We start from the raw sequence: 21,921 nt of genomic DNA on the forward strand, positions 1-21,921 counted from the left end.
TAATTTACAGAGAAGTGGGTACGAGCAATGAACATAATGACGGTAGAACAAATTGCAAAAAGTTATGGCGAGAAAATATTGTTCAAGGACGCTTCATTTGGCATGGCTGATCAGGACAAGATTGGTGTCGTTGGGGTAAATGGAACCGGAAAATCCACGTTTTTGCGTGTAATTTCTGGCATGGAACCTGCAGATTCGGGACAGATCTCGATCGGTAATGATGTACGTATTCAGTTCCTGGCGCAAAATCCGGACTTCAATCCGGATAATACGGTACTGCAACAAGTATTCGAAGGTGACAGCATGGAAATGAAAACCGTGCGTGAATATACGGAAACGATGGAATTAATGGAGCTGAATTCCTCCGATCCAGCGTTGCAAGAGCGATTATTACGTTTAAACCAGCAAATGGAGCAGCTTCAGCTCTGGCAGATGGAGAGTGAAGCGAAGAGTATCTTGTCCAAACTGGGTATTCGTCAATTCGATGCACTGATGGGCACTTTGTCTGGTGGACAACGCAAAAGGGTAGCACTCGCTGCTGCGTTGATTCATCCTTGCGAACTACTCATTCTGGATGAGCCGACGAACCATATTGATAATGATTCGGTAGTATGGCTCGAGCAGTACTTGCAGAAGCGTCGCGGCGCACTGCTTATGATTACGCATGATCGGTATTTCCTGGATCGTGTGGCCAATGTCATGCTGGAATTGGATCATGGTCGTTTGTTCCGGTATGAAGCCAACTATACACGTTTTCTGGAACTGAAGGCAGAACGTGAAGAACGGGAAGCTTCTTCCGAACAGAAGCGTAAGAACTTGCTTCGGACGGAGCTCGCGTGGATTCGTCGTGGTGCCAAGGCACGGACGACAAAACAAAAAGCGAGAATTGATCGCTTCGAACAACTCAAAGACCAACAAGGAATCCAGCGCTCGGGTTCATTGGAAGTATCAGTTGGCTCCACTCGTCTGGGTAAAAAGATTCTGGAGATCGAGCATCTTTCCAAATCCGTCGGTGGTCGCAAACTGATTGAAGATCTGAGTTATATTGCCGTACCTGGAGATCGGGTCGGGATTGTTGGACCGAATGGTAGTGGTAAGTCCACGCTGTTACAGATGATATCTGGCAAGCTGGAACCCGATGCAGGTGTGGTTGATGTTGGTCCTACGGTCAATCTGGGCTATTTCACACAGGAACATCAGGAGATGGATGAATCCCTTCGTGTGATTGAGTACATCAAGGAAGTGGCCGAGAATGTGAAAACAGCCGATGGCTCTCTGATTACAGCATCCCAGATGCTGGAGCGGTTCCTGTTTACTCCGGCATCCCAGTGGACGCCAATCTCGCGTCTGTCTGGTGGAGAGAAGCGTCGCCTGTATCTGCTGCGTGTGCTGATGGCTGCGCCGAATGTATTGCTGCTGGATGAGCCGACGAATGATCTGGACATCCAGACACTCGCCGTACTGGAAGACTATCTGGATGATTTCCCTGGTGTTGTTTTTGTGGTATCCCATGATCGCTATTTCCTTGATCGTACTGTGGATAAAGTGCTGTCTTTTGAGGGCAACGGTGCTGTACGTGTACACGTCGGCGGCTACAGTGAGTATGCGGAATGGATGCTGAAAAATGCACCCGGAGTTACTCAGGAAAGTGACACAGGAGTAGCGAAGGTGAAGCAGTCATCGGAGAAAACGACGCCTGCTGTGTCAGCGGCTAAACCGAAGTTGAAATTCAGCTTTAAGGAGCAACGTGAATACGACCAGATTGATGAAAATATTGAGAAGGCTGAAGCCAATCTTGTCCGGATTAACAAAGAGATGGAAGAGTCATTTAGTGATTCTGCCCGTCTGCAGGAGTTGATGGCGGAGCAGGTTGAGGCTGAGCGTCATCTGGACGAATTGATGGAACGCTGGACCGTTCTGAATGAACTTGCAGAGCAGATTGAACAGAGCAAGTCTTGATTTATAACTAAACATCGCCCTTTCTTCTATAGTGACTTTATGTCGCATTGGAGAAAAGGGCGATTTTTTTGTTTGTGAATTTGCGCATTAAAGTGAAACGTTCTGTATGCTCATTACGTTTTATAAGTAAAGAATTCCATAGAAGGGAGAGAACACCACACTTATGTATAAGGAAATTAATCAACAGTTGGCAGTGCTCAAGGAAAAGGGGAGAATTTACGAGAAATGGACCAAACGTTTGGAGAAGCTTCAAACGGAGGAAACTGAATGGGAAGCAAAGGTAAAACGTCGTCTGGAGCATCTCCAGAAGGAGCAGAAGGACGTTGATCGATTGAGCAGTATGACATTGTCAGCATTTTTCTATCAACTGATTGGCAAGAAGACAGAACGTCTGGAGAAGGAAGAGCTCGAACTCATGGAGAGCAAGGCTGCATACGACACCGCTTGTCGCATGTTACAAGACGTACAGGAGCAACGAATCCATGTGGAGCAGGAGTTGGAGGGCGGGCGGCAGTATCAGTACTGGCAAAGCGATTACAACGCTCTGTGGGGGAAGAAGGAAGGTCGACTGCTGGACCAGGATGTGGAATTGCAACAGATGGCTGAGAATCGGGAACATCTGGCGAGCGAGCTACAAGAACTGGAAGAAGCTTTCCGGGAGGGAGAATATCTGCTCTATGCTCTTGAACGTGCCGAGAAGGCTTTGTCTTCGGCGGGTAATTGGGGTGTATATGACATGATGGGCGGTGGGGTCATCTCCACACATATCAAGCGAGGAAGAATGGATGATGCTCAGGTCGCCATCATGGATGCTGGTAAGCGTCTACGACGTTTTCAGAAGGAACTGGAGGATGTAGAGATGGCAGTACACGCGGATCTGCATCTGGGAGGTCTGCTTTCATTCGCAGACTATTTCTTCGATAACCTCTTCGTAGACTGGATGGTTCAGGACAAAATTCGCAAAGCCGAACGTCAGGTGAAGGATGGACTGAGCGCGGTTCAGCAAACCATGCATGTGTTAAGAAATGAAATGCGTGACCATAAGGCAGAGTTAGAGATATTGGATCGTAAGTATCATGCATATGTGGAACAGGCAGATTAAGAGATATGACAACAAAGGCCCCTTGCAAGCACACCGAATTGTGTGCATGCAAGGGGCCTTCTGCTTAGACGAACATGTGAATGTTATCCATGATAATTTCGTCGATCAATGATTCTGTTTTACTTGGTTGTAATGTAGGCTGCGAGCAATCGTGCCGTATTCAGTACAGCAACCTTATGCGTACGCTCCATGGAATGAGATGCGTGAACCCCCGGACCGATCAGTGCTGCTCGGATATTGTTTCCTCCGCGTAGTGCTGCACTGCCATCTGAGCCATAGTGGGGATAAATGTCCACGACGTAATCCATCCCATCTTGTTTGGCCAGTTCAATGAGACGACTGGTCATATCGTAGTCATACGGGCCAGAAGAATCTTTGGCACATATGGAAACGTCAGTTTCTTTACAGCTCAGGTCATCACCCATGGCTCCCATGTCTACAGCGATCATTTCACTGATTTCCGCAGGGATATACGATGCGCCATGTCCAACTTCTTCATAGTTCGAGATAAGCAGAGAGACGTTATGTAATGGTTTCCAGCCTTCACGATGTGCAGACTCAAGGATGCCGAAGAGGGCTGCCACGCTGGCTTTGTCGTCCAAATGACGTGATTTGATATAACTACTCGGCGTGATGACTGCGCGAGCATCAAAGGAGATAAAGTCACCGACAGAGATCCCGAGTTTCAACACATCTTCCTTGGAGGAGACAACTTCATCGATTCGAACTTCCATATGGCTCTCGGTCCGTTCAAATGTGCGTGCATCCGGATAGACGTGTACAGACGGATGAAGGGAGAGAATGGTGCCTGTGTATGTCTTTCCATCCCGTGTATGGATGGTGCAATATTCGTTTTCGATACTTTGCATCGAAAACCCACCGACAGAGGTAAGCTTCAATGTGCCATAGGATGTAACCGAGCGAACCATGGCCCCTAGCGTATCTACGTGAGCGCTTAAAGCAATTGTCTTGGAAGAGTCCTGTCCGGGCAATGTAAGCACCGCACCGCCCTTGTTATTCAGCTCACAGGCGATGCCCAGTGCTGCTGCTTCCTTCCGGATCATCTCGATAATATGATGTGTGTAACCACTTGGGCTTGGTGTATCCAGCAATTTTTTCAGGAAAGACATAACGTATGATTCATCAATTGTAAAACTCATTGTGTAATTTCCTCCTCGGATCGTGGGTATGGTGTGAAACAAAATACAGCCTGTCTGGGGGAGAGAATGTGATACTACCATTCCTGACTCGCCAGCAGGCTGTCTCTGATTGGTTACATTGTTCCCGTAGGGTTTCCTTTGCGCTGACTCTGGATCGAATCATTCTCCAATGGGCTGTTGGATTCATTTGAGTCAAGCGAATCCATCGATTTGAAAGAATCCAACGTAGATTTGCTTGTCGCGGAACTTTCCAATTCAGATACACGCAATTTCAGTTGTTTATTTTCACGTTGCAGTCTGTATTGGCGATAAATGCCATATGACCCTACAATAATTCCACCGATCAGGGTACAGCCGAGAATGAGCAAAATCAGCGGGATTTGTACCGTGTTAAATAACAGGTTGACTTGTACGGAATCCACATTAATGACCGCAAAGATTCCCGTGAGCAGTGCAAAAACAAGACCTGCTATGAGTGCCCATTGCATTTTCATGGTGTTGCCTCCTTGTTGAACAATTGAGAACTAGATATGCATTACCCAATATTCGGGTATGTTGCATCTTGCAATGATGATAAAATCCCCTGCCCAAACGGGCAAGGGATGCAGGTCACATGGAAAGACAACCTTATTTGGTTAGCTGCTCCATCTGTTCAATCAATTCCTTGAACACACTCATAGCTTCACGAATTGGCTGTGGTGTAGACATATCCACACCAGCTTTTTTCAGAATGTTGATGGAGTAATCACTGCCACCGCTCTTCAGGAAGCCAAGATATCGGTCAACCGCCGGTTGGCCCTCTTCCAGGATTTGCTTGGAAAAGCTTGTCGCTGCGGAGAAGCCTGTAGCATATTTGTAAACGTAGAAGCTGTTATAGAAGTGGGGAATACGAGCCCATTCCATTTCAATTTCTTTGTCGACAGCCATGCCTTCTCCGTGATATTTAACGTTCAGATCATAATAGATCTCGGATAACAATTGTGGTGTTAATGCGTCACCTTGTTCCGCACGTTCATGAATGATTTTCTCGAATTCAGCAAACATGGTCTGACGGAATACCGTTGTACGGAATTGGTCGGCATAATAGGTTAACAAATACAATTTTTCCTTTGGATCTGTTGATTTGTTAAGCAGATAATCCATGAGCAACGCTTCGTTGGTTGTAGATGCAACCTCAGCCAGGAAGATGGTGTACTGGGCATCACGATACGGAAGTGTTGTATCCGAGTAATGTGAATGAAGAGCGTGACCCATTTCATGTGCGAGTGTAAACATGCTGTTCAGGTTATCTTTGTGATTCAACAAGACATACGGGTGAGTGCCGTAAGCGCCCCAGGCATATGCGCCTGAACGTTTATTTTCATTCTCATATATATCGATCCAGCGGTTATCATATCCAGTCTGCAATGCGTCAGCATAGTCCTTGCCGAGTGGTTTCAGACCATCTTTGACCGTTTGTTTCGCTTCCTCATAGGTAATATCCATTTTGTATTCGTCTACGAGTGGAGCGAACAGATCGTACATGTGCAATTGATCCACACCCAGCAACTTTTTGCGCAGGTCCATATAACGATGCAATAACGGAAGGCTCTCGTGAATGGTGTCTACCAGATTGGTATACACATCCGTTGGGATGTTATCTCCATATAGGGACATTTCCATCACGGAAGGGTACTTCCGAACATTAGCATAGAACATATTTTTGGTTACATTTGCATTCAGGGCAGCCGCAATTGTGTTCTTCTGTTTGGCATAGGTTTCGTATACCGCTTTGAAGGCACGTTCGCGAACTTCACGATTAGGATTCTCCAGGAACTGAATGTAGCTGCCGTGTGTCAGCTCAACTTCCTTACCATGTTCATCCTTGATTCTTGGAAACTTGAGATCGGCGTTATTCAGCATGCTGAAGATGGTCTGTGGTGCTTGTGAAAGGTTGCCTACCTGTGCAAGCAAAGCCTCTTCTGCTTGGCTAAGAACATGTGCTTTTTCACGTTTCATCTCTTCCAGCGTAAATGTATAAGCAGAGAGTTTTTCGTTCGCAATAAATGCGTCCAACTGATCATCAGGCAGGGAAAGAATCTCCGGTGTGACATAAGAAAGTGCTTCACCAACCCGTACGCCTAATTTCTGGGCTTTTTGGGAGAGGTTTTGATATGTAGGATTAGCTGTGTCTTCATCTTGATGCATACGTGCGTACACAAAGAGGCGTTCTATTTTGAGGCTGATCTCATCTTCGAATTCGAAGCAAGATTTGAGTACATCGGGTTGATTCAGTTTGCCTTGGAATTCGGAGGCCTTCTTGGTCAAAGACGATACTTCTTCATATTCCTGATCCCAGGCTTTCTGATCGGCAAATAAATCTTCCAGTTTCCAGCTATGCTCAGCTGGCACCTCGGAACGTTTCAATAATTGACTCATGGAAATCCTCCTTTGATGATCTGATGAACGTATGGACGAAGCTGCCTTCGTCGCGCTCGCCTGTGCGGAGAGAGACGAAGGAATCAGACTAAGTACCAGGATAACAGATAGCGATTTCTGGTATTTCAACGGCCTTCCTCCTTACGATACGAACAATCTCGTATAGTATGACCTTAGGCACGTTGAAATATTTGAGCATCTGGGTCCCCGTGATTAGGTTCCCATGTTATACAGAAAATAAACGATCAGGAAAAAGGCGAAACAAATGAGCAGGGTAGCAATAAGCGCCATTCCCCGTCTCAGTCGATCCGGGATGGAATTGCGTCCCAGAATAAGCACAATACCAAGGGAGAAGGCAAGGATAATAAAGATGACGACATTGCTTGAGTCAAGCTGCATGGGTTAGACCCCTTTGAAGGCAGCCATCAATTGACGCCATTCATCCTCACGGTTCTCAAAATCTGCTTTTGGGAAACGGCGTTCAGCCCAGTGCATTAATGCAGGACGGCTTAGGAAAGTATGGCATTCTTCGCCCCACTCTTCCGAAATTTCTCGCAGTACGAGATATTTGCCTTGAACTTCTACGGTCATCATATTCCACTTGTCTGTTTTGTATATTTCATGTTTTTTTATCATAGGTAGTCTCCAAACTAACGGTTTTGGTAAAATGATACCGTACCCTACGATTCAAAGCAAATTTTTTCGACATTTATGGAAAGATAAATTGCAAAATGGAAGCCCATACAGTATAATAAGGGTATTCGCCATAGATGGCGATATTTTTAGGAGGTTTTTCATTTGAAAGGTACAGTTAAATGGTTTAACGCAGAAAAAGGCTATGGCTTTATTTCAGTTGAAGGCGGCGAGGACGTATTCGTACATTTCTCCGCAATCCAAGGAGATGGCTTCAAAACATTGGAAGAAGGTCAAGCGGTAGAATTCGAAATCACTGATGGAAACCGTGGTCCTCAAGCAGCTAACGTAAACAAACTGTAAGAATTTTTCCGGTCAACGGACTTCTTATATATGATAAATTTATAGCTGAATATTAAGAACCTAAGCACAGTCCCCCAAGGGAGGCTGTGCTTTTTTTGATTCTAAAATTTTCAGTGTAAATAACGGTTGAATACGGTGTATGTTCCCTGTGTGTTCAGGAGACGCGATTGGTCATGCTGGACCATAACTTCAATCCGAAACCGATTAGTGCAGCCAGGGAGAAAGCCATAGCGGTGAGATAGAAGGTTTGTCTGCCTGCATGTTCCAGCAGCAGTCCGCCTAACGTTCCACTAAGAAGTCCCGAAGCACTGGACCAGACAATGGTGAACAAAGCCATACCCGTAGCTCTGTAGCCGTCCGGAACTAGGCGAATGATATAGCGGACCGCCGTAACGTAGAAAATACCAAAGGTAACACTGTGCATCGTCTGAATTGCAACGACAGCTGCTGGTGTATCGGATATGGACATGAGAAGCAAACGAACCGTATACATCAGTGCAGCAAAAGCAATTAGCGGCAGTTCTTTATAACGGTTTCCATACTTGCTGAGCAGTAGAAATATGGGGATTTCACTTACGGAAGAGATCAGCAAAGACCAGCCGATCAGCCCCTCGCTGGCACCCAGATCTTTTAGCGTGATGGTAAGAAAAGCTTCGTTCATGCGATGTCCCATGGCAAGCAAAAATACACAGCCAAAAAAGGTGAGCACATCTCTGCGTTTCAAAATAGCCCATAACCCCGATAGATCCATTTTGCTACTGCTCCCCGAAGGTTGATCCTTCAATTGAAAACTGATCAATAGTGTAGTTGCAGCAAGACCAACGCAGACCCAGATCGTCCATGCTGGACCAAAAGATCCAAGGAAATATCCGATACTTAATGCAAAGAAGGCATAACCGATCGATCCGAAGACTCGAATGGAAGTGAAATTTCGGCCGTACTTGCTGGCCGTTGTAATAGCCATCGTATCGGAAAGTGGATAGACCGGATAATAGAAAAAGTAAAACAGGGTCACGAGTACAAATACCTGACCGAAAGTTGTTGCGTTGGCAAGCATGATCCCTGTGATCAATTGACCACCAAGCAGAATGATCATCACTTTACGTACCGTTTGGTAGCGGTCGCTGGCCATGCTCCAGAACATATTGGAGAACACGGAGATGAGGGGGCCAATTCCGTAGAGATATCCAATCTCAGCCCGACTGAAGCCCAGATGACTGAAGTAAAGCTGGAAGTAGGATACCACCAGAACGGTGGAACCAAAGATGGTGAACATGAGAGCCCGCAGCCAGTTCTGGTCCGGGCGGGCGTTGTGACTTAATTTCATGATGAGAGACTCCAATCCTGATAACAATTCAATGATTTTATTACCCTTTCAGGGATGTTGATTTACGGGCTTTCGGCACGGACATCGTAGGTTCTTGCTTCGTGCGCCGGATGACAAGCCAGACAATAACAAGTTCGGCGAGCAGACCAAGGGATTGGGCTACAGCTCCGATCATGCCGTTCCACGCAGGGAAAATACTAACCAGTATAAGCAGCACAATTACCGTGCAGATTGCATTCGCAGTTTGCGAACGAAACATCGTTTTCGTCTGACCGCGAAGCAGAATAAGGCCATTGCTGAAATCCAGAAAAGGGAAGATCAGCGGAAATAAGACGAACGCACGCAGTGTCCACAGACTTTGTTCCAACAGTTCGCCCTGAACGCTCATGACATTTTCGAGTACCCATGGTCCCAAGGGGGTATAGGCAATCGACACCATCATCGCAAACGGAATAAATCCGGTGACAAGTGCGAATTTTCGTACCAGTTTGGCGTCCACAAGGTAGAAATTCAGCACGATCTGATGGATGTATGTAAAGAAGCTTAGCATCAACTGCATCAGACTGCTTGCTATGGCAAAGGACGAAATGGCTAGTGCGATCCCGGTCGTTTTGCCAAGTACGATGTTAATAACCGGTCCTATGAACAGCGCTACAAAGCTGGATAACAGCAGTGGCTTATAAAAGCGAAATACGTCCCCCTTGCTCTCGACGGGATGATCCTCAAGCTTGGCTGGCATCTTGCGCTTGATGCTGTTTCCCTCCAGAAAGCTGACGAGCGCTTCAATCATCATGCCAGCAGCAAAAATGATAGCGCCTACACGTCCACTGTCAATGCTGTCTGTGTATATGAAATAGAGGGATAGGCCGTACATGCCGGCTAAACGGAATACCATCCCAATAGTTAACCACTTGGTGCGGTTATTCGTAATGATGATCCCCTGATAGATGTTGCGGATCACTGAAAAGATGCTCACATACATGAGAATTTCATATACGTCGATGACTTTGGTCAGCAGATCCGGACTTACACCAAACAGGTATTTGAACACCCCAGTACCAACGGGAGAGTATACGATGAGAAACCCAATGAGAAGCACACAGGCAAGAAATATTTTGGTCACAAACGTGAGGGCCTGAAAGGAAAGGCGATCGCGAACCAGTGCGGAACAGGTTTGCCGCAGCAGGGTGGAGGGGCGTTCCGTGAGGGTTAACAAGCTACCAGCGATGGCATAGCTGGCAATAACCGTCTCGGGATGAGCGGAACGTGCTAATGTGCTGTTTATGATGACGTGAGAAATGGTGACGAGAGAGGCGGAAATGCCAAGTGGCACAAAAAAAGAAAATAACCGTCTCCACGAAAGTGATTCACTTGACGACATGTCAACGACTCCTTTGATGGATGAAATATGCCTAGTATATCACAAAGCTTTGGGCGCGGATGCGATTTTTTATGCGGAATATGCGGCAGATCATTTGTACAATTAAGGGGATCATATTATAATAGGAATGGTTAAAAATCGCTCTAATACGTATTCAACCAAGTGGAGGCACATTTATTTTGAGCCAATCAAATCGAAAACGTCATCAATATCCGCGTGGACCGCTGGCATTGATGAGAGGGGTGTACAAATACACCATTCCGGAAACACGGAAGGCACTGAATGGATGGCGTGCTCAAGCTGAGGCGATTCCGAATGAGGAATTGCGTACACAGGCACTTGCCAGTCTGAAGGATAAACAGTTTCACTGTGAAGGCGGAACCGTCTACGCATTAGCTGATTTGCCCAACAGACACATTCTGATTCCGCTGATCGTTTCATATCAAACTATTAGTGATTATTTGGACAATCTGTGCGACCGCAGCACGTCGATGGACCCGGATGACTTTCGTCTTCTCCATCAATCCATGCTTGATGCGGTAGATCCCGAAGCAATTCCCGTTAATTATTATGCCCTCCGTGAGGAGCAGGATGACGGTGGATATCTGCGGAATCTGGTGACCACATGTCAGGAACTGACCCGTCAGTTACCAGGCTATGAGTCCGCCAAGCCCCAAATTCAGGATCTGGCAGGCCTATACACGGACCTGCAGGTATATAAGCATATCAAGCCGGAACTGAGAGAAACGGCACTGCTCGAATGGTGGTCGGAGCATCGTCATCGCACACCTCAGTTTCGTTGGAACGAATTTGCTGCTGCAACTGGCTCTACACTGGGCGTTTTCATGCTGTTTCTGGCTGCGAGTGACGATCAGTTGACTGAAGAGCAAGCGGCCTCGATCCACACGGCCTATTTCCCACATGTATGCGCATTGCACATTATGCTCGATTATTTAATTGATCAGGATGAGGACCGCATCGGGGGAGATCTCAACTTCTGCAACTATTATGAGAATGTGGAGACAATGCTGGACCGAATTGCTTTTATTGTGGAGATGGCACGCAGTGATGTACAGAAGATTCCGGGAAGCTCCTTTCATCGGATGATCATCGAAGGACTGATTGCCATTTACCTGTCTGATCCCAAAGTCAGCGAACAACAGGAAGTTCGCGTCGTATCCAAACGTCTGCTGAAAAATAGTCCGATCACAAGAATATTTTTCTTCATTTTCAGTCGCTGGATTCGGAAAAATATGTAAGTCAGGTGTAATATTGCGGAGCCTGAAGTGAAACTAGAGGAGGAAGAAACATCATGACAGCAGTAAAGAAAATCGCAGTATTAACGAGCGGTGGTGATTCACAGGGGATGAACGCGGCTGTTCGTGCGGTTGTTCGCAGTGGACTGTTTCACGGTCTCGAAGTATATGGAGTTCAACGTGGATACCAGGGTCTTTTGAATAATGACATTTTCCCAATGGATTTGCGGAGTGTAGGGGATATCATCCAACGTGGCGGAACGGTTCTTCAATCGGCACGTTGCAAGGAGTTCTATACCGCTGAAGGTCAGCAAAAAGGTGCAGACATTCTGCGTGCGCGTGGCATTGACGGTCTGGTTGTTATCGGTGGGGATGGTTCTTACAACGGAGCAAACAAACTGAGCAAGCTGGGCATTAACACGATGGGTCTGCCAGGAACGATTGATAATGACGTTTCGTTCACCGATTATACCATCGGATTCGATACAGCTGTAAGTGTAGTGGTGGATGCCGTGAACAAATTGCGTGATACGATGTCTTCACACGAGCGTTCTTCCATCGTGGAAGTTATGGGCCGTCACTGTGGGGATATCGCTCTGCATGCCGGACTTGCTTCGGGTGCTGAAACGATTCTTGTCCCAGAAGTTCCATTTGATATGGACGAAGTAGCAGATCGCATGAAAGCTAACTTTGCACACGGCAAACGCCACAGTATTATCATCGTTGCTGAAGGCGTGGGCAAGGGTGAGGATGTAGCAAAAGAACTGATGGAACGTTGCCCGACATATGAGCCGCGTGTAACCGTTCTGGGTCACATTCAGCGTGGGGGGACGCCAACTCCATTCGACCGTAACCTGGCAAGCCGCTTAGGTGACTTCGCTGTTCGTAGCCTGATCGCAGGCGAGACAGACAAAGGTTGTGGCATTATCAAGGGTGAGCTTACCCTGACGGATATTGATAAAGTGGTTAATACAAAAAAAGATTTCGATATGGTGACTTACGAGCTTGCACAACGTTTGTCCCAATAATTCGATTCATAAGCAAAGAGCACAATCCCGCTTTAACGTGGATTGTGCTCTTTTTGTTGTTTTCAGGAGTGAGTATATCAATGCTACGCCTTGCGGAGTGCGGCTTGTTTTTGTATCAGGAAGAGTCTCCAGAGAAGCGCTGTTGCTCCTACAGCAAGGCCGACAATGAGGCCGATCCAGTATCCGAAGGCTCCGAGTGAAGTATACGTAGCAGTTAGATAACCTACAGGCAAGCCAATGATCCAATACGCTATGAACGTAATGATTAGTGCCGGATTAACATCTTTGTAGCCACGTAATGCTCCTTGAGTCGGTGTAGCAATCGCATCCGAGATCTGAAAGAAAATAGCATAGATGAGGAAATGCTGTGTAAGTGCAATGACCTCTCGATCGTTTGAATACACGCCTGCAATCTGTTCGCCGAACACAATCAATACAATTGCTGTCAGCAGTGAGAGGCCGATGGCACCACCAATTCCGAGCAGACTGTATTGTTTGGCATCTTTCAGACGCCCTGCACCTGCCTCATAGCCCACGAGGATTGTAAGAGCCATGCATATGCTCACAGGCAGCATGTAGAGCGTAGAAGCGAAATTCAGCGCTGCCTGGTGGGCAGCAATTGTTGTGGTATCGAAACGGCTCATCATTAAAGTCACAGCAGCGAAGATGGACGTTTCGAAAAAAGTCGCAAATCCGATGGGCACTCCAATCTGGAGTAACTCTTTCCATTTGGACAATGATACACGGGTCCATTGACGGAAAATGCCATACTGGGCGAAAGGTTCGACCCGATGGACAAAAAAGAGACTAATAAGAAAGATCAGCCAGTATGTACATGCTGTAGCAACACCAGCACCAACACCGCCCAATTGTGGAAAGCCCCAGCGGCCGAATATCAGCAGATAATTCAGCAAAATATTAACGGGCAGGGAGACCAGCGTAATGAACATTGTAGTTCGCGTCTGGCCTAGTGCATCCATAAAGCTGCGCAGCACGGTATATCCGAAGAGCGGGATAATGCCAAAAGCGAGTGCGCACAAAAAAGAGAAGGCGACTTGGGCAACTCGAGGTTCCAGAGGCATTCCGTTTAGTATAGGGCCAAGTAACAACGCCCCGGCTCCGATCACGACGAGACTGACAGCAATCCCGAGATACAACGCCTGGATGACGTTATACCCGATCTGGTCATTACGTTTGGAACCTAACAGATGGGAAACGACAGGTGTAATACCGATCAGAATCCCGCTTAGTCCAGTTTGAACTGGCATCCACAGACTTGTGCCGATTGCGACTCCTGCAAGGTCGGCCGGAGAAAACTTGCCTGACATATTGGTGTCGAAGAACGACATGGCAGAGAGGGCGATTTGAGTGGTGAAGATGGGCAAAAATATAATCAGGAATTGCTTCACTTTTTGGGAAAAACTTGTTGTGTTCATGTTCACTGGCAGTGCCTCGCTATTCTAAAGAGATGTCATCCAAGTGTCATATCTGGACAGCTATTTATTGTAGAGGATATTGTTCAATTTGAATAGGGACAGAAGGAGAGTAGGGGGTGTACAGAGAAAAATGAACACCAAAAAATGAACACCAAAAAACCTCGCTCCGCTTCAAGCAGAACGAGGTTGGATGAAAAGAGAAGTATGAAAGAGTGTGGATTACTTATATTGTACACCTGATGTATAACGGTTGGACGCATTCCAGAGCAGATATTCATGCACATCCATGTCCTTCATCGCTCTAATTTGGTCTTCCACTTGTTTCTTGCCATACTTGATATAATGCCCACTGCCCAGCCAGCTTGCTGTGAAGTCCTGAATCCACGGACGAATGACGGGTTTGAGTTCATTGGTAGGGTCTAGTTTCTTGTGTGTATCTTCCATTGAGCCCTTGATGGTTGTGTAAGGATCTTTGTCAGGGTCCTTCACCCCATACCATCCCGTTGAATAGTGACTAGGGTATACCATCGGAGAGATGACATCCACATTTTCGGATATTTTAACAAAATCCTGTCCAATGCCTTCAGCTGCAGGTACAGAAGCGGCATAACCGAAAATGTCCACCGATACACGAACACCTAGCGGGGCCAACTCCTTGCGTGCATATTGCACGAATTCAGCCACAACATCGACCCGTGACTTATCGGATTTGGTATATTTCAGGACATCGGCTCGAGTTTCGAAACCTTCCGGGAAACGAACGTAGTCAAATTGAATCTCTTTGAATCCAAGTTTGGCCGCTTCCTTTGCAATCTCGATATTATAGTCCCACACTTCCTTGCTGTACGGATTAACGAAGCTGTCGCCTTTGCCATTGGCCCATACAGATCCATCCTTATTTCGGAAGGAAAGCTCTGGATTTTTCTTGGCAAGAATCGTATCTTTGAATACAACGACACGTGCGATCGGGTAGACATCATGTTTTTGCAACCGTTTCATCAATGCATCTATATCCCGAATAAAGGGCTGAGATTTGCCCATTTTCTGTAGCGCTTTGTTTTCTGTGGGATAAGTTATGTATCCGAGATCGTCTTTGATATCAATGACCATGGCATTCAATTCGGTACTGTCTGTCAGTTCAAGCAATTCTTTCATACGTGCGCCGCCAGCGCTGTAGGCTGTGACATAAATACCTTTGACCACAGGTGCGTCAGGTTGAGGATCAATTTTGGCAGGTGGGTTATCGGCATCAATAACGACCTGATCTTTTTGAGATTGGATGATTGCGGTGTTAAAACTGTTGGTTAACGATTGGAACTGGGGATTTCCCTGATCCGCTGCTGCGGGGGCACCACCAAAACTTCCAAAGGCCATTGCCAATAAAGCCAAAAACATGTTCATTCATTTCCACTCCCTTATGTGCATTCCATGTATGAATTATACATTAAAGCCTCCGGGCTTTTAACCGTATTAAGCAAGTAATGAAACACATGGAAAAAATGAAAACCGCTTCCTGCTGAGGAAATCCCCTGCAAAAAGCGGCGTGATCAATCTGAAAAAAAATTATTGAATGTAAATCTCATTTTGATGCTCACAAATACTGTACTGAATGATTTCCATTGCGTCTCCCTGTTCCAGGATGCCCAGCCCATCCCGGAGGACAATCAGTGAGTCGAGTTCATTCGGTTTCAAGAAAGGGAGCATTTCCGGGCACCATCTGTTGACAATTTCAAACAGTTTTACCGTTTCCATATCCACATTAATCACCCTTTCCTACTCGAATTCCAAAATGGTAAGTCATTCGGTGCATTCGGGAAAGCATATGGCCTGTGAAATTGAAGGGTTGAACCTGCTATACAACATATTTAGGAGCCGTACACCGTTATTATACCACAATGTTGTGAATTGTTAACCGTACAGGTGTCTCAACTTCTGCGAAATGAGCCCATAACACCAACCGTTTCCACTATGTTAACAAAAGCATTTGGATCGGTATCCTTGATAATACGTTTAATTTCAACCAACTCGTAGCGGGTGGTAACGGTCATGAGCATGTCCTTTTCAATATCCGTGAATGCTCCCTGAGTCTTAATTTTGGTAACTCCACGAGGCCGAACAAGTAATTTCTTCAACATGGCTTCGGTTTCGTTTGTAATAATGTACAGCGTTACTTTGACGTGACTGATATGGATCAGATCAAGCACTTTGCCTGTAATGTAAATGGATACCATGGAGGCCAAGGCTGTGTTCCAATTGTCACTCAGGTATCCTGCAAGCATAATAATCGAACCGTTCATGCCGGCCATTACCGTACCAATCGGAAAGTCTCGTTTACGCGTGAAAATGGACCCAACAATGTCAAGTCCTCCGGTGGAGCCACCGACTCGGAAGGAAACGCCAGTGCCCATTCCAATAAGCACACCGCCAAATACAGAACTAAGTAAAGGGTCTGTAGCCACAGCAAAAACAGGCAGAAGCGCAATGAACCAAGAAGTGGCTGCTACCGAGAGAATACTTAATGTAATGAAACGACGTCCAAGAATAAACCAACCTGCAATGAGCAGGGGAATGTTAAGAACAAAATACATTATACTAAGATTCAACGTTGTAAAATAACCCAGAAGCATTGAAATACCGGACACCCCGCCGCTTAAAAGCTGATGGGGGACCAAAAACCAGTTAAAGCCGCAGGCAATAGCTGCAGCACCCAAAATGATCACTATAGAGTGCCAAATTATTTTGGGCAATTTAATCACCTCATTTATATTTAAAACCAGATTGCTGGTAATCTTGAATTGTTTTGTGATATAATAATTTGTGGATATTCTTGAGTAGGAAACTTTTCCTAAATGGAGCAATAAAATTTTGAAATGTTTCAAACACATGTATGTAGTTTTAGTCTTATGTTGGGGACCCATTCATGGAATTATATTCGTTATGAAAATAATTCGTCCCGTTGGGATACCCTATAAATATTAACGCTACTTAAGAATACAGACAACAAAGTGGATTGTCCACCATGTCCACCATATAAAAGGAGCATGAATAATTTTGACAAATTTAAACTTTACAGATTTCAATCTTGAACCACTGGTGCTGCAAGCCATCACTGAGCTCGGGTTTGAAGAAGCAACACCGATCCAATCCAAAGCGATTCCTTTGGCACTTGAAGGCAGAGATTTGATTGGTCAAGCTCAAACAGGTACGGGTAAAACAGCTGCATTCGGTATTCCGTTGATCAGCAAAATCACAAAAAGTGATGAGAAAATCCGCGCCCTTATTATGGCACCTACACGTGAACTTGCAATTCAAGTTGCTGAAGAGATCGAAAAACTCACTCGCTTCAAAGGTCTGCGCTCCCTGCCAATCTACGGCGGACAAGATATCGTGCGTCAAATCCGTGCACTGAAAAGAAAACCACAGATCATCATTGGTACACCTGGACGTCTCCTTGACCACATCAACCGCAAAACAATCAAACTAGATGATGTACAAACTGTTGTACTGGATGAAGCAGATGAAATGCTCGACATGGGTTTCATGGAGGATATCCAATCCATCCTGAAACAAGTTCCAGACGAGCGCCAAACCATGCTGTTCTCAGCAACAATGCCTCCTAACATTCAAAAATTGGCACAACAATTCTTGAACAATCCTGAACACATTTCTGTGATTCCGAAACATGTTAGTGCACCATTGATTGACCAATCCTATATCGAAGTACCTGAGCGTCAAAAATTCGAAGCGTTGAGCCGTTTGTTGGATATGGAATCTCCTGAACTGGCGATCGTATTCGGACGTACAAAACGTCGTGTTGACGAATTGGCTGAAGCTTTGCAAAAACGTGGATATTCTGCAGACGGTCTTCATGGTGACTTGTCCCAGAATCAACGTGATGCGGTAATGCGTAAGTTCCGTGACGGCAGCATTGACGTACTCGTTGCAACAGACGTGGCTGCACGTGGCCTCGACGTATCTGGCGTAACTCACGTTGTTAACTTTGACCTTCCGCAAGATCCGGAGAGCTATGTTCACCGTATCGGTCGTACAGGTCGTGCGGGTAAAGAGGGTGCTGCTTGGTCCTTCGTTACACCGCGTGAGATTGATCACTTGCACTTCATCGAGCGTGTAACACGTCACCGTATTCCTCGTAAACCACTGCCAACAATGGCAGAAGCGGTTGAAGGTAAACAACGTTTGACAGCAGAGCGTTTGCTGGAAATCGTACAATCAGGCGAACTGAACGAATACAAAGGTATTGCGATTCAAATGCTTGAGCAATATGATTCTGTTCAACTGTTGTCGGCTGCACTGAAGCTCCTGACAGGTGACAAGAAAGATGCTCAAGTTGATCTGACTCCTGAAGATCCAATCCGTGCGAAACGTCGTAAACCAGATGTTCGCTCTGGCGGACGTAAACCATCAGGTTACAGCGGTAACCGCACAAGTGGTAGCGGCGGCAGTGGTGGTGGTTACAACCGCGATCGCAACAGTAGTGGTGGCGGACGTGGCGGTTACAACCGTGATCGTAACAGCGGCAGCAGCACTGGCGGTGGAAGCAGAGAAGGTGGTTACAACCGTGACCGCAAACCGCGTCCAAGCAGCAACGAAGGACGTCGTCCAGCGAAAGATTCTTCTTTCGAGTAATATAAACGTATAATCTTAAAAATGGAGCGGGCAACTGCTCCATTTTTTTATTTTCAAAAGTACTGCATCATTTTATTTCACTGCCAGAAGCGCTAGTTAAGGACAGTGACGATCTCTTTTCGGGAAGTACTGGCTTTTCCTATCTATAATAAGGTATATTAATATTAGACTTCAGGTAATACGCAAGGCTGCAGAGGAGGAGAAATGTTTGGAATTTAAAGGAGCTATGGGTGGGATCTACCGGCTTACAGAGTGGATTACGAGACTGGCCGCAACCAATCTGTTGTGGGCTATTTGTTCGTCTCCGTTCTTGTTTTTCTTGATTATGAAACTGCTCGTGATGCAGCAGAACCTCGCAAACGAATCATTGCAAATGAACTGGGCTATAGCTATTGTGGCACCGCTTACACTGTTCCCGGCGACTTCGGCGCTGTTTACGGTTGTTCGTAAATGGAATATGGGCGATACGGATGTACCGATCTTCCGTACTTTCTTTGTAGGTTACAAGGAAAACTACAAGCAAAGTTTAATTGGGGGTATTTTTTACACACTGCTGTTCGCGATTATGTATCTGGATTATACAGTGTACATGACGCAGTTCCGCAATATGCAGCTCGTGGGAATCATCATGCTAGTACTGCTTCTCTTGTTATTTGTATCACTCTTTAACTTTTTCTCGATGGTTGTACACTATCATATGTCCATCGGACTCATTATCAAAAACGCGGTATTGCTTACGCTGATCAGACCATTCCGTGTATTTTCCACATTGCTGGGAAGTGGGTTGCTGTTCTACATCGGTTTCCGTTATCCGGTCTTGTTCGTTTTCTTCATTATCAGCATCATTGCTTGGTTCGCTTTCTTTAACTTCTACGCAACCTTCAACAAGATGCAGGAGCAGATGGAGAAGATGCAACTCAAAAAGGAAGAAGAGGAAGCTGCTGCGCTGGCTGAACAATCAGCAGAGAATGGTGAAACATCTGAGCCATCAGACGACAAAAACATTACATTGCAAAAATAAAACATGATGGATCGCCATTTACTTTTTACACAGTTAGGGATATAATAATTGTACATCCTGCGATGTACGTTTCGGTTATTCGTTGTTTTGAACCAATGATGATGTCTTCGGGAGATCAACACAGAATGTTGCTGAAAAGCCCTGTCTATACGACATGGGGACTTCAAAAAGCATTTTTGCGGTCACCCACCTGCCAAGCAGGTTCATAAGACAATGTAGCCGGACGGCATAGGCGGGTTCCTAAATCTTATGTACAGCACCCTGACTTTTCCTCTTCAGAAGGAATTTCAGGGTGTTTTTAAGTTGTGATGAATGTTTTTGATTGGTTTTACGATAAATATGATGCTTGCCCTTTTGTTACTACTTGAACAATGTTACACTAAGATACATAAATGGAACGGTTACATTCAAAGGAGGAAGGGTCTTGACCTTAAAGAGAACGCTCGTCGGTATCATCCGCAGCATGGAGGGGACCAGCGATCGAGCCAAGGATCCCAAATTAAAAACACGGTATTATAACTTATCCAAAGACAGAGCCTGGGAAGAGGTCTCTTCGACACTCAAAAAGATTCCGGGTTATAAAGTGCTGCATGAAGTGCCTTCTGTTGGAGAAGTTATTCTGGAGAAGCGGACTACCTTTGGACGGACGATGGATATTACAGTTTCCATTATCTCGGTAAGTCCTGTTCGCAGTGCGGTGGATATGTATTCAGCTTCTCGTGGTTCACTTGGAGACTTGGGTTCCAATTATCGCACGATTATGAACTTATTCTCTGTACTGGATAAAAAGCTAAGCAAGTATAAAGCAAATGATTGAAATAGATGATAAATAACAAAAAGCGAGTGAAGGTTAACCTTCCTCGCTTTTGTTCTGAACGTATGATAACTTCTACAGCAAAGCTTTTACAGCAGCAATCGCTTGTTCGAAGTTAGGGGAGTCTGTCATTTCAGGCAAATACTCCACATATGTAATCCGGTCTTCGGCATCCAAAACAAAAATGGAGCGCATGTCGAGTTGGAATTCTTTGATCAAAACGCCGTAGTTTTCACCGAAAGAACGTGTTTTGTAGTCTGACAATGTAACTACGCGGTCAACACCAGCCGCTCCACACCAACGGGCCTGAGCGAACGGAAGGTCAACGCTTACTGTCAAGACAACAACATTGTCTCCGAGTTCTCCGGCTTCCACGTTGAAACGACGAGTTTGCGCATCGCATACGCCAGTATCCAGGGAAGGAACAACGCTGATTAATTTGATTTTGCCTGCGAAGTCTTTCAGGGAAGCATCCTCAACCAGGTTCTTGCTCAGTGTAAAATCAGGTGCTTGATCGCCCACTTTCAGTTCGGGTCCGATCAATGTAATAGGGTTGCCTTTAAATGTGGCTGCGCCTGTACGTTCTTGTGTCATAATAATGTTCCTCCTTATAAATTGGTGATCCGTGCCAAAATCCATTATAATCTTTTATGAAAGGCATTGTCCAATTCGGACATGTACCATTACGATGGATCAGAGATGTAAGTCCGATCTGAACAGGGTGGAGTGAAAGAAGAAATTTATGATATTTATTCGCTATGAGAACTGGAAAGGTTATTTGAAGTATTTCCCTTTGACGTCGCTTTTTTTAATTGCCAATGTAGTCATGTTTATTGTGTTAACGGTGAACGGTGGATCAACGAACAATATGGTGCTGCTGAAATTCGGGGCACTTACGAATCATGAACTGTTCGCGCATGAATGGTGGCGTTACATTACATCCATGTTCCTGCATGCGGGCTTCAGTCATTTATTGTTTAACAGCTTTGCGTTAATCGTATTTGCACCACCGATGGAGCGGTTGCTCGGGTCGGTAAGGTATGGTGTATTGTACCTGGGTGGCGGTGTATTGGGTAATATTCTTGCTGTTGCGTGGTACAACTCGGTTGGGAGTATTACCATCTCGGTAGGGGCTTCAGGAGCGATCTATGCCGTCTATGGTGCATTCCTGTATGTAGCGCTGTTCCAGCGAACGATGATGGACGAGGCTTCGCGCAAAACGATGTACACGTTGCTTTTGTTCGGGATCATATTCTCTTTCGCCATGTCAGGCATCAACTGGATGGCTCACCTTGGCGGATTGTTGGGTGGATTCTTTATTTACGGACTGTTGATCAGATTGTGGAAACCCCGCAGCTTAAAGCGGTAGTCAGAAC

At 45.8% G+C, this 21,921-nt stretch carries 21 protein-coding genes and 1 other RNA gene; 10 read left to right on the forward strand and 12 right to left on the reverse strand.

Annotation, left to right across the window (positions count from 1 at the left end; genetic code table 11):
• Positions 1 to 27: 27 nt before the first annotated feature.
• Both J2X75_RS02645 and J2X75_RS02650 read left to right on the forward strand, forming a co-directional pair.
• The gene (locus tag J2X75_RS02645; RefSeq protein ID WP_310334156.1) at positions 28 to 1,959 is read left to right on the forward strand and encodes an ABC-F family ATP-binding cassette domain-containing protein; all 1,932 of its coding nucleotides are present in this window, start codon (positions 28 to 30) and stop codon (positions 1,957 to 1,959) included.
• Positions 1,960 to 2,122: 163 nt separating this feature from the next.
• On the forward strand, positions 2,123 to 3,061 hold the full coding sequence (locus J2X75_RS02650) for a hypothetical protein (RefSeq protein WP_310334157.1): 939 nt from the start codon (positions 2,123 to 2,125) through the stop codon (positions 3,059 to 3,061).
• A gap of 119 nt (positions 3,062 to 3,180) precedes the next feature.
• Here J2X75_RS02650 and J2X75_RS02655 read toward each other — a convergent pair whose 3' ends face one another.
• From J2X75_RS02655 to J2X75_RS02675, 5 genes are all read right to left on the reverse strand, one after another.
• Entirely contained in the window at positions 3,181 to 4,221 is a 1,041-nt protein-coding gene (locus tag J2X75_RS02655) for a M42 family metallopeptidase (RefSeq protein WP_310334158.1), read from the reverse strand.
• A gap of 113 nt (positions 4,222 to 4,334) precedes the next feature.
• The gene (locus tag J2X75_RS02660) at positions 4,335 to 4,715 is read right to left on the reverse strand and encodes a LapA family protein (RefSeq protein ID WP_310334160.1); all 381 of its coding nucleotides are present in this window, start codon (positions 4,713 to 4,715) and stop codon (positions 4,335 to 4,337) included.
• A gap of 133 nt (positions 4,716 to 4,848) precedes the next feature.
• Positions 4,849 to 6,639, reverse strand: coding sequence for an oligoendopeptidase F (gene pepF / locus J2X75_RS02665; protein WP_310334162.1), 1,791 nt, complete (start codon positions 6,637 to 6,639; stop codon positions 4,849 to 4,851).
• Between the two features lie 213 nt (positions 6,640 to 6,852).
• Positions 6,853 to 7,038 carry a hypothetical protein gene (locus J2X75_RS02670; RefSeq protein ID WP_047842378.1) on the reverse strand — a complete coding sequence of 62 codons (186 nt, stop codon included), beginning with the start codon at positions 7,036 to 7,038 and terminating at the stop codon, positions 6,853 to 6,855.
• Positions 7,039 to 7,041: 3 nt separating this feature from the next.
• A complete protein-coding gene (locus J2X75_RS02675) occupies positions 7,042 to 7,275 on the reverse strand; it encodes a hypothetical protein (RefSeq protein ID WP_017689395.1) in 234 nt (77 codons plus the stop codon).
• 162 nt (positions 7,276 to 7,437) lie between these two features.
• Between J2X75_RS02675 and J2X75_RS02680 the strand changes: the two genes are divergently transcribed.
• Positions 7,438 to 7,635 (forward strand): cold shock domain-containing protein, encoded by a 198-nt coding sequence (locus tag J2X75_RS02680; protein WP_017689394.1) that lies wholly within the window; start codon positions 7,438 to 7,440, stop codon positions 7,633 to 7,635.
• 154 nt (positions 7,636 to 7,789) lie between these two features.
• On the opposite strand, the gene J2X75_RS02685 is transcribed toward J2X75_RS02680, so the two are convergent.
• Both J2X75_RS02685 and J2X75_RS02690 read right to left on the reverse strand, forming a co-directional pair.
• On the reverse strand, positions 7,790 to 8,962 hold the full coding sequence (locus tag J2X75_RS02685; RefSeq protein WP_074094449.1) for an MFS transporter: 1,173 nt from the start codon (positions 8,960 to 8,962) through the stop codon (positions 7,790 to 7,792).
• Positions 8,963 to 9,002: 40 nt separating this feature from the next.
• On the reverse strand, positions 9,003 to 10,343 hold the full coding sequence (locus J2X75_RS02690; protein ID WP_310334166.1) for a polysaccharide biosynthesis protein: 1,341 nt from the start codon (positions 10,341 to 10,343) through the stop codon (positions 9,003 to 9,005).
• 179 nt (positions 10,344 to 10,522) lie between these two features.
• Here J2X75_RS02690 and J2X75_RS02695 point away from each other — a divergent pair, with 179 nt between their 5' ends.
• Together J2X75_RS02695 and pfkA are read left to right on the forward strand one after the other, a co-directional pair.
• The gene (locus J2X75_RS02695; protein ID WP_206099097.1) at positions 10,523 to 11,602 is read left to right on the forward strand and encodes a tetraprenyl-beta-curcumene synthase family protein; all 1,080 of its coding nucleotides are present in this window, start codon (positions 10,523 to 10,525) and stop codon (positions 11,600 to 11,602) included.
• 53 nt (positions 11,603 to 11,655) lie between these two features.
• Complete coding sequence (pfkA, locus tag J2X75_RS02700) at positions 11,656 to 12,627, forward strand: 6-phosphofructokinase (RefSeq protein ID WP_053783630.1); 972 nt, start codon at positions 11,656 to 11,658, stop codon at positions 12,625 to 12,627.
• An 83-nt stretch (positions 12,628 to 12,710) separates the two neighbouring features.
• Here pfkA and J2X75_RS02705 read toward each other — a convergent pair whose 3' ends face one another.
• The 4 genes from J2X75_RS02705 to J2X75_RS02720 all read right to left on the reverse strand — a co-directional run bounded on the left by J2X75_RS02705 (position 12,711) and on the right by J2X75_RS02720 (position 16,810).
• A complete protein-coding gene (locus J2X75_RS02705) occupies positions 12,711 to 14,063 on the reverse strand; it encodes an MATE family efflux transporter (RefSeq protein ID WP_310336626.1) in 1,353 nt (450 codons plus the stop codon).
• A gap of 219 nt (positions 14,064 to 14,282) precedes the next feature.
• The gene (locus J2X75_RS02710) at positions 14,283 to 15,464 is read right to left on the reverse strand and encodes a putative glycoside hydrolase (RefSeq protein WP_307537941.1); all 1,182 of its coding nucleotides are present in this window, start codon (positions 15,462 to 15,464) and stop codon (positions 14,283 to 14,285) included.
• Between the two features lie 162 nt (positions 15,465 to 15,626).
• On the reverse strand, positions 15,627 to 15,815 hold the full coding sequence (locus tag J2X75_RS02715) for a hypothetical protein (RefSeq protein ID WP_029880762.1): 189 nt from the start codon (positions 15,813 to 15,815) through the stop codon (positions 15,627 to 15,629).
• Positions 15,816 to 15,988: 173 nt separating this feature from the next.
• Positions 15,989 to 16,810: a YitT family protein gene (locus tag J2X75_RS02720; protein ID WP_310334171.1), complete on the reverse strand. Its 822-nt coding sequence runs from the start codon at positions 16,808 to 16,810 to the stop codon at positions 15,989 to 15,991.
• 304 nt (positions 16,811 to 17,114) lie between these two features.
• On the opposite strand from J2X75_RS02720, the gene cshA reads away from it, so the two are divergent.
• From cshA to J2X75_RS02740, 4 genes are all read left to right on the forward strand, one after another.
• The gene (gene cshA, locus J2X75_RS02725; protein WP_091017518.1) at positions 17,115 to 18,710 is read left to right on the forward strand and encodes a degradosome RNA helicase CshA; all 1,596 of its coding nucleotides are present in this window, start codon (positions 17,115 to 17,117) and stop codon (positions 18,708 to 18,710) included.
• 208 nt (positions 18,711 to 18,918) lie between these two features.
• Entirely contained in the window at positions 18,919 to 19,731 is an 813-nt protein-coding gene (locus J2X75_RS02730; RefSeq protein ID WP_017689383.1) for a YesL family protein, read from the forward strand.
• A 51-nt stretch (positions 19,732 to 19,782) separates the two neighbouring features.
• Positions 19,783 to 19,974, forward strand: a non-coding RNA gene (gene ssrS / locus J2X75_RS02735) — 6S RNA.
• Positions 19,975 to 20,155: 181 nt separating this feature from the next.
• On the forward strand, positions 20,156 to 20,548 hold the full coding sequence (locus J2X75_RS02740; protein ID WP_017689382.1) for a DUF1499 domain-containing protein: 393 nt from the start codon (positions 20,156 to 20,158) through the stop codon (positions 20,546 to 20,548).
• 72 nt (positions 20,549 to 20,620) lie between these two features.
• Here the strand turns inward: J2X75_RS02740 and tpx are convergent, their stop codons facing one another.
• Positions 20,621 to 21,139: a thiol peroxidase gene (gene tpx / locus J2X75_RS02745; protein WP_310334172.1), complete on the reverse strand. Its 519-nt coding sequence runs from the start codon at positions 21,137 to 21,139 to the stop codon at positions 20,621 to 20,623.
• Positions 21,140 to 21,287: 148 nt separating this feature from the next.
• Between tpx and J2X75_RS02750 the strand changes: the two genes are divergently transcribed.
• The gene (locus J2X75_RS02750; RefSeq protein WP_036609651.1) at positions 21,288 to 21,914 is read left to right on the forward strand and encodes a rhomboid family intramembrane serine protease; all 627 of its coding nucleotides are present in this window, start codon (positions 21,288 to 21,290) and stop codon (positions 21,912 to 21,914) included.
• Positions 21,915 to 21,921 lie beyond the last annotated feature (7 nt).

The sequence above is a fragment of the Paenibacillus sp. 2003 genome (genome assembly GCF_031455635.1).
In the GTDB taxonomy this organism is placed as follows: Bacteria; Bacillota; Bacilli; order Paenibacillales; family Paenibacillaceae; genus Paenibacillus; species Paenibacillus amylolyticus_B.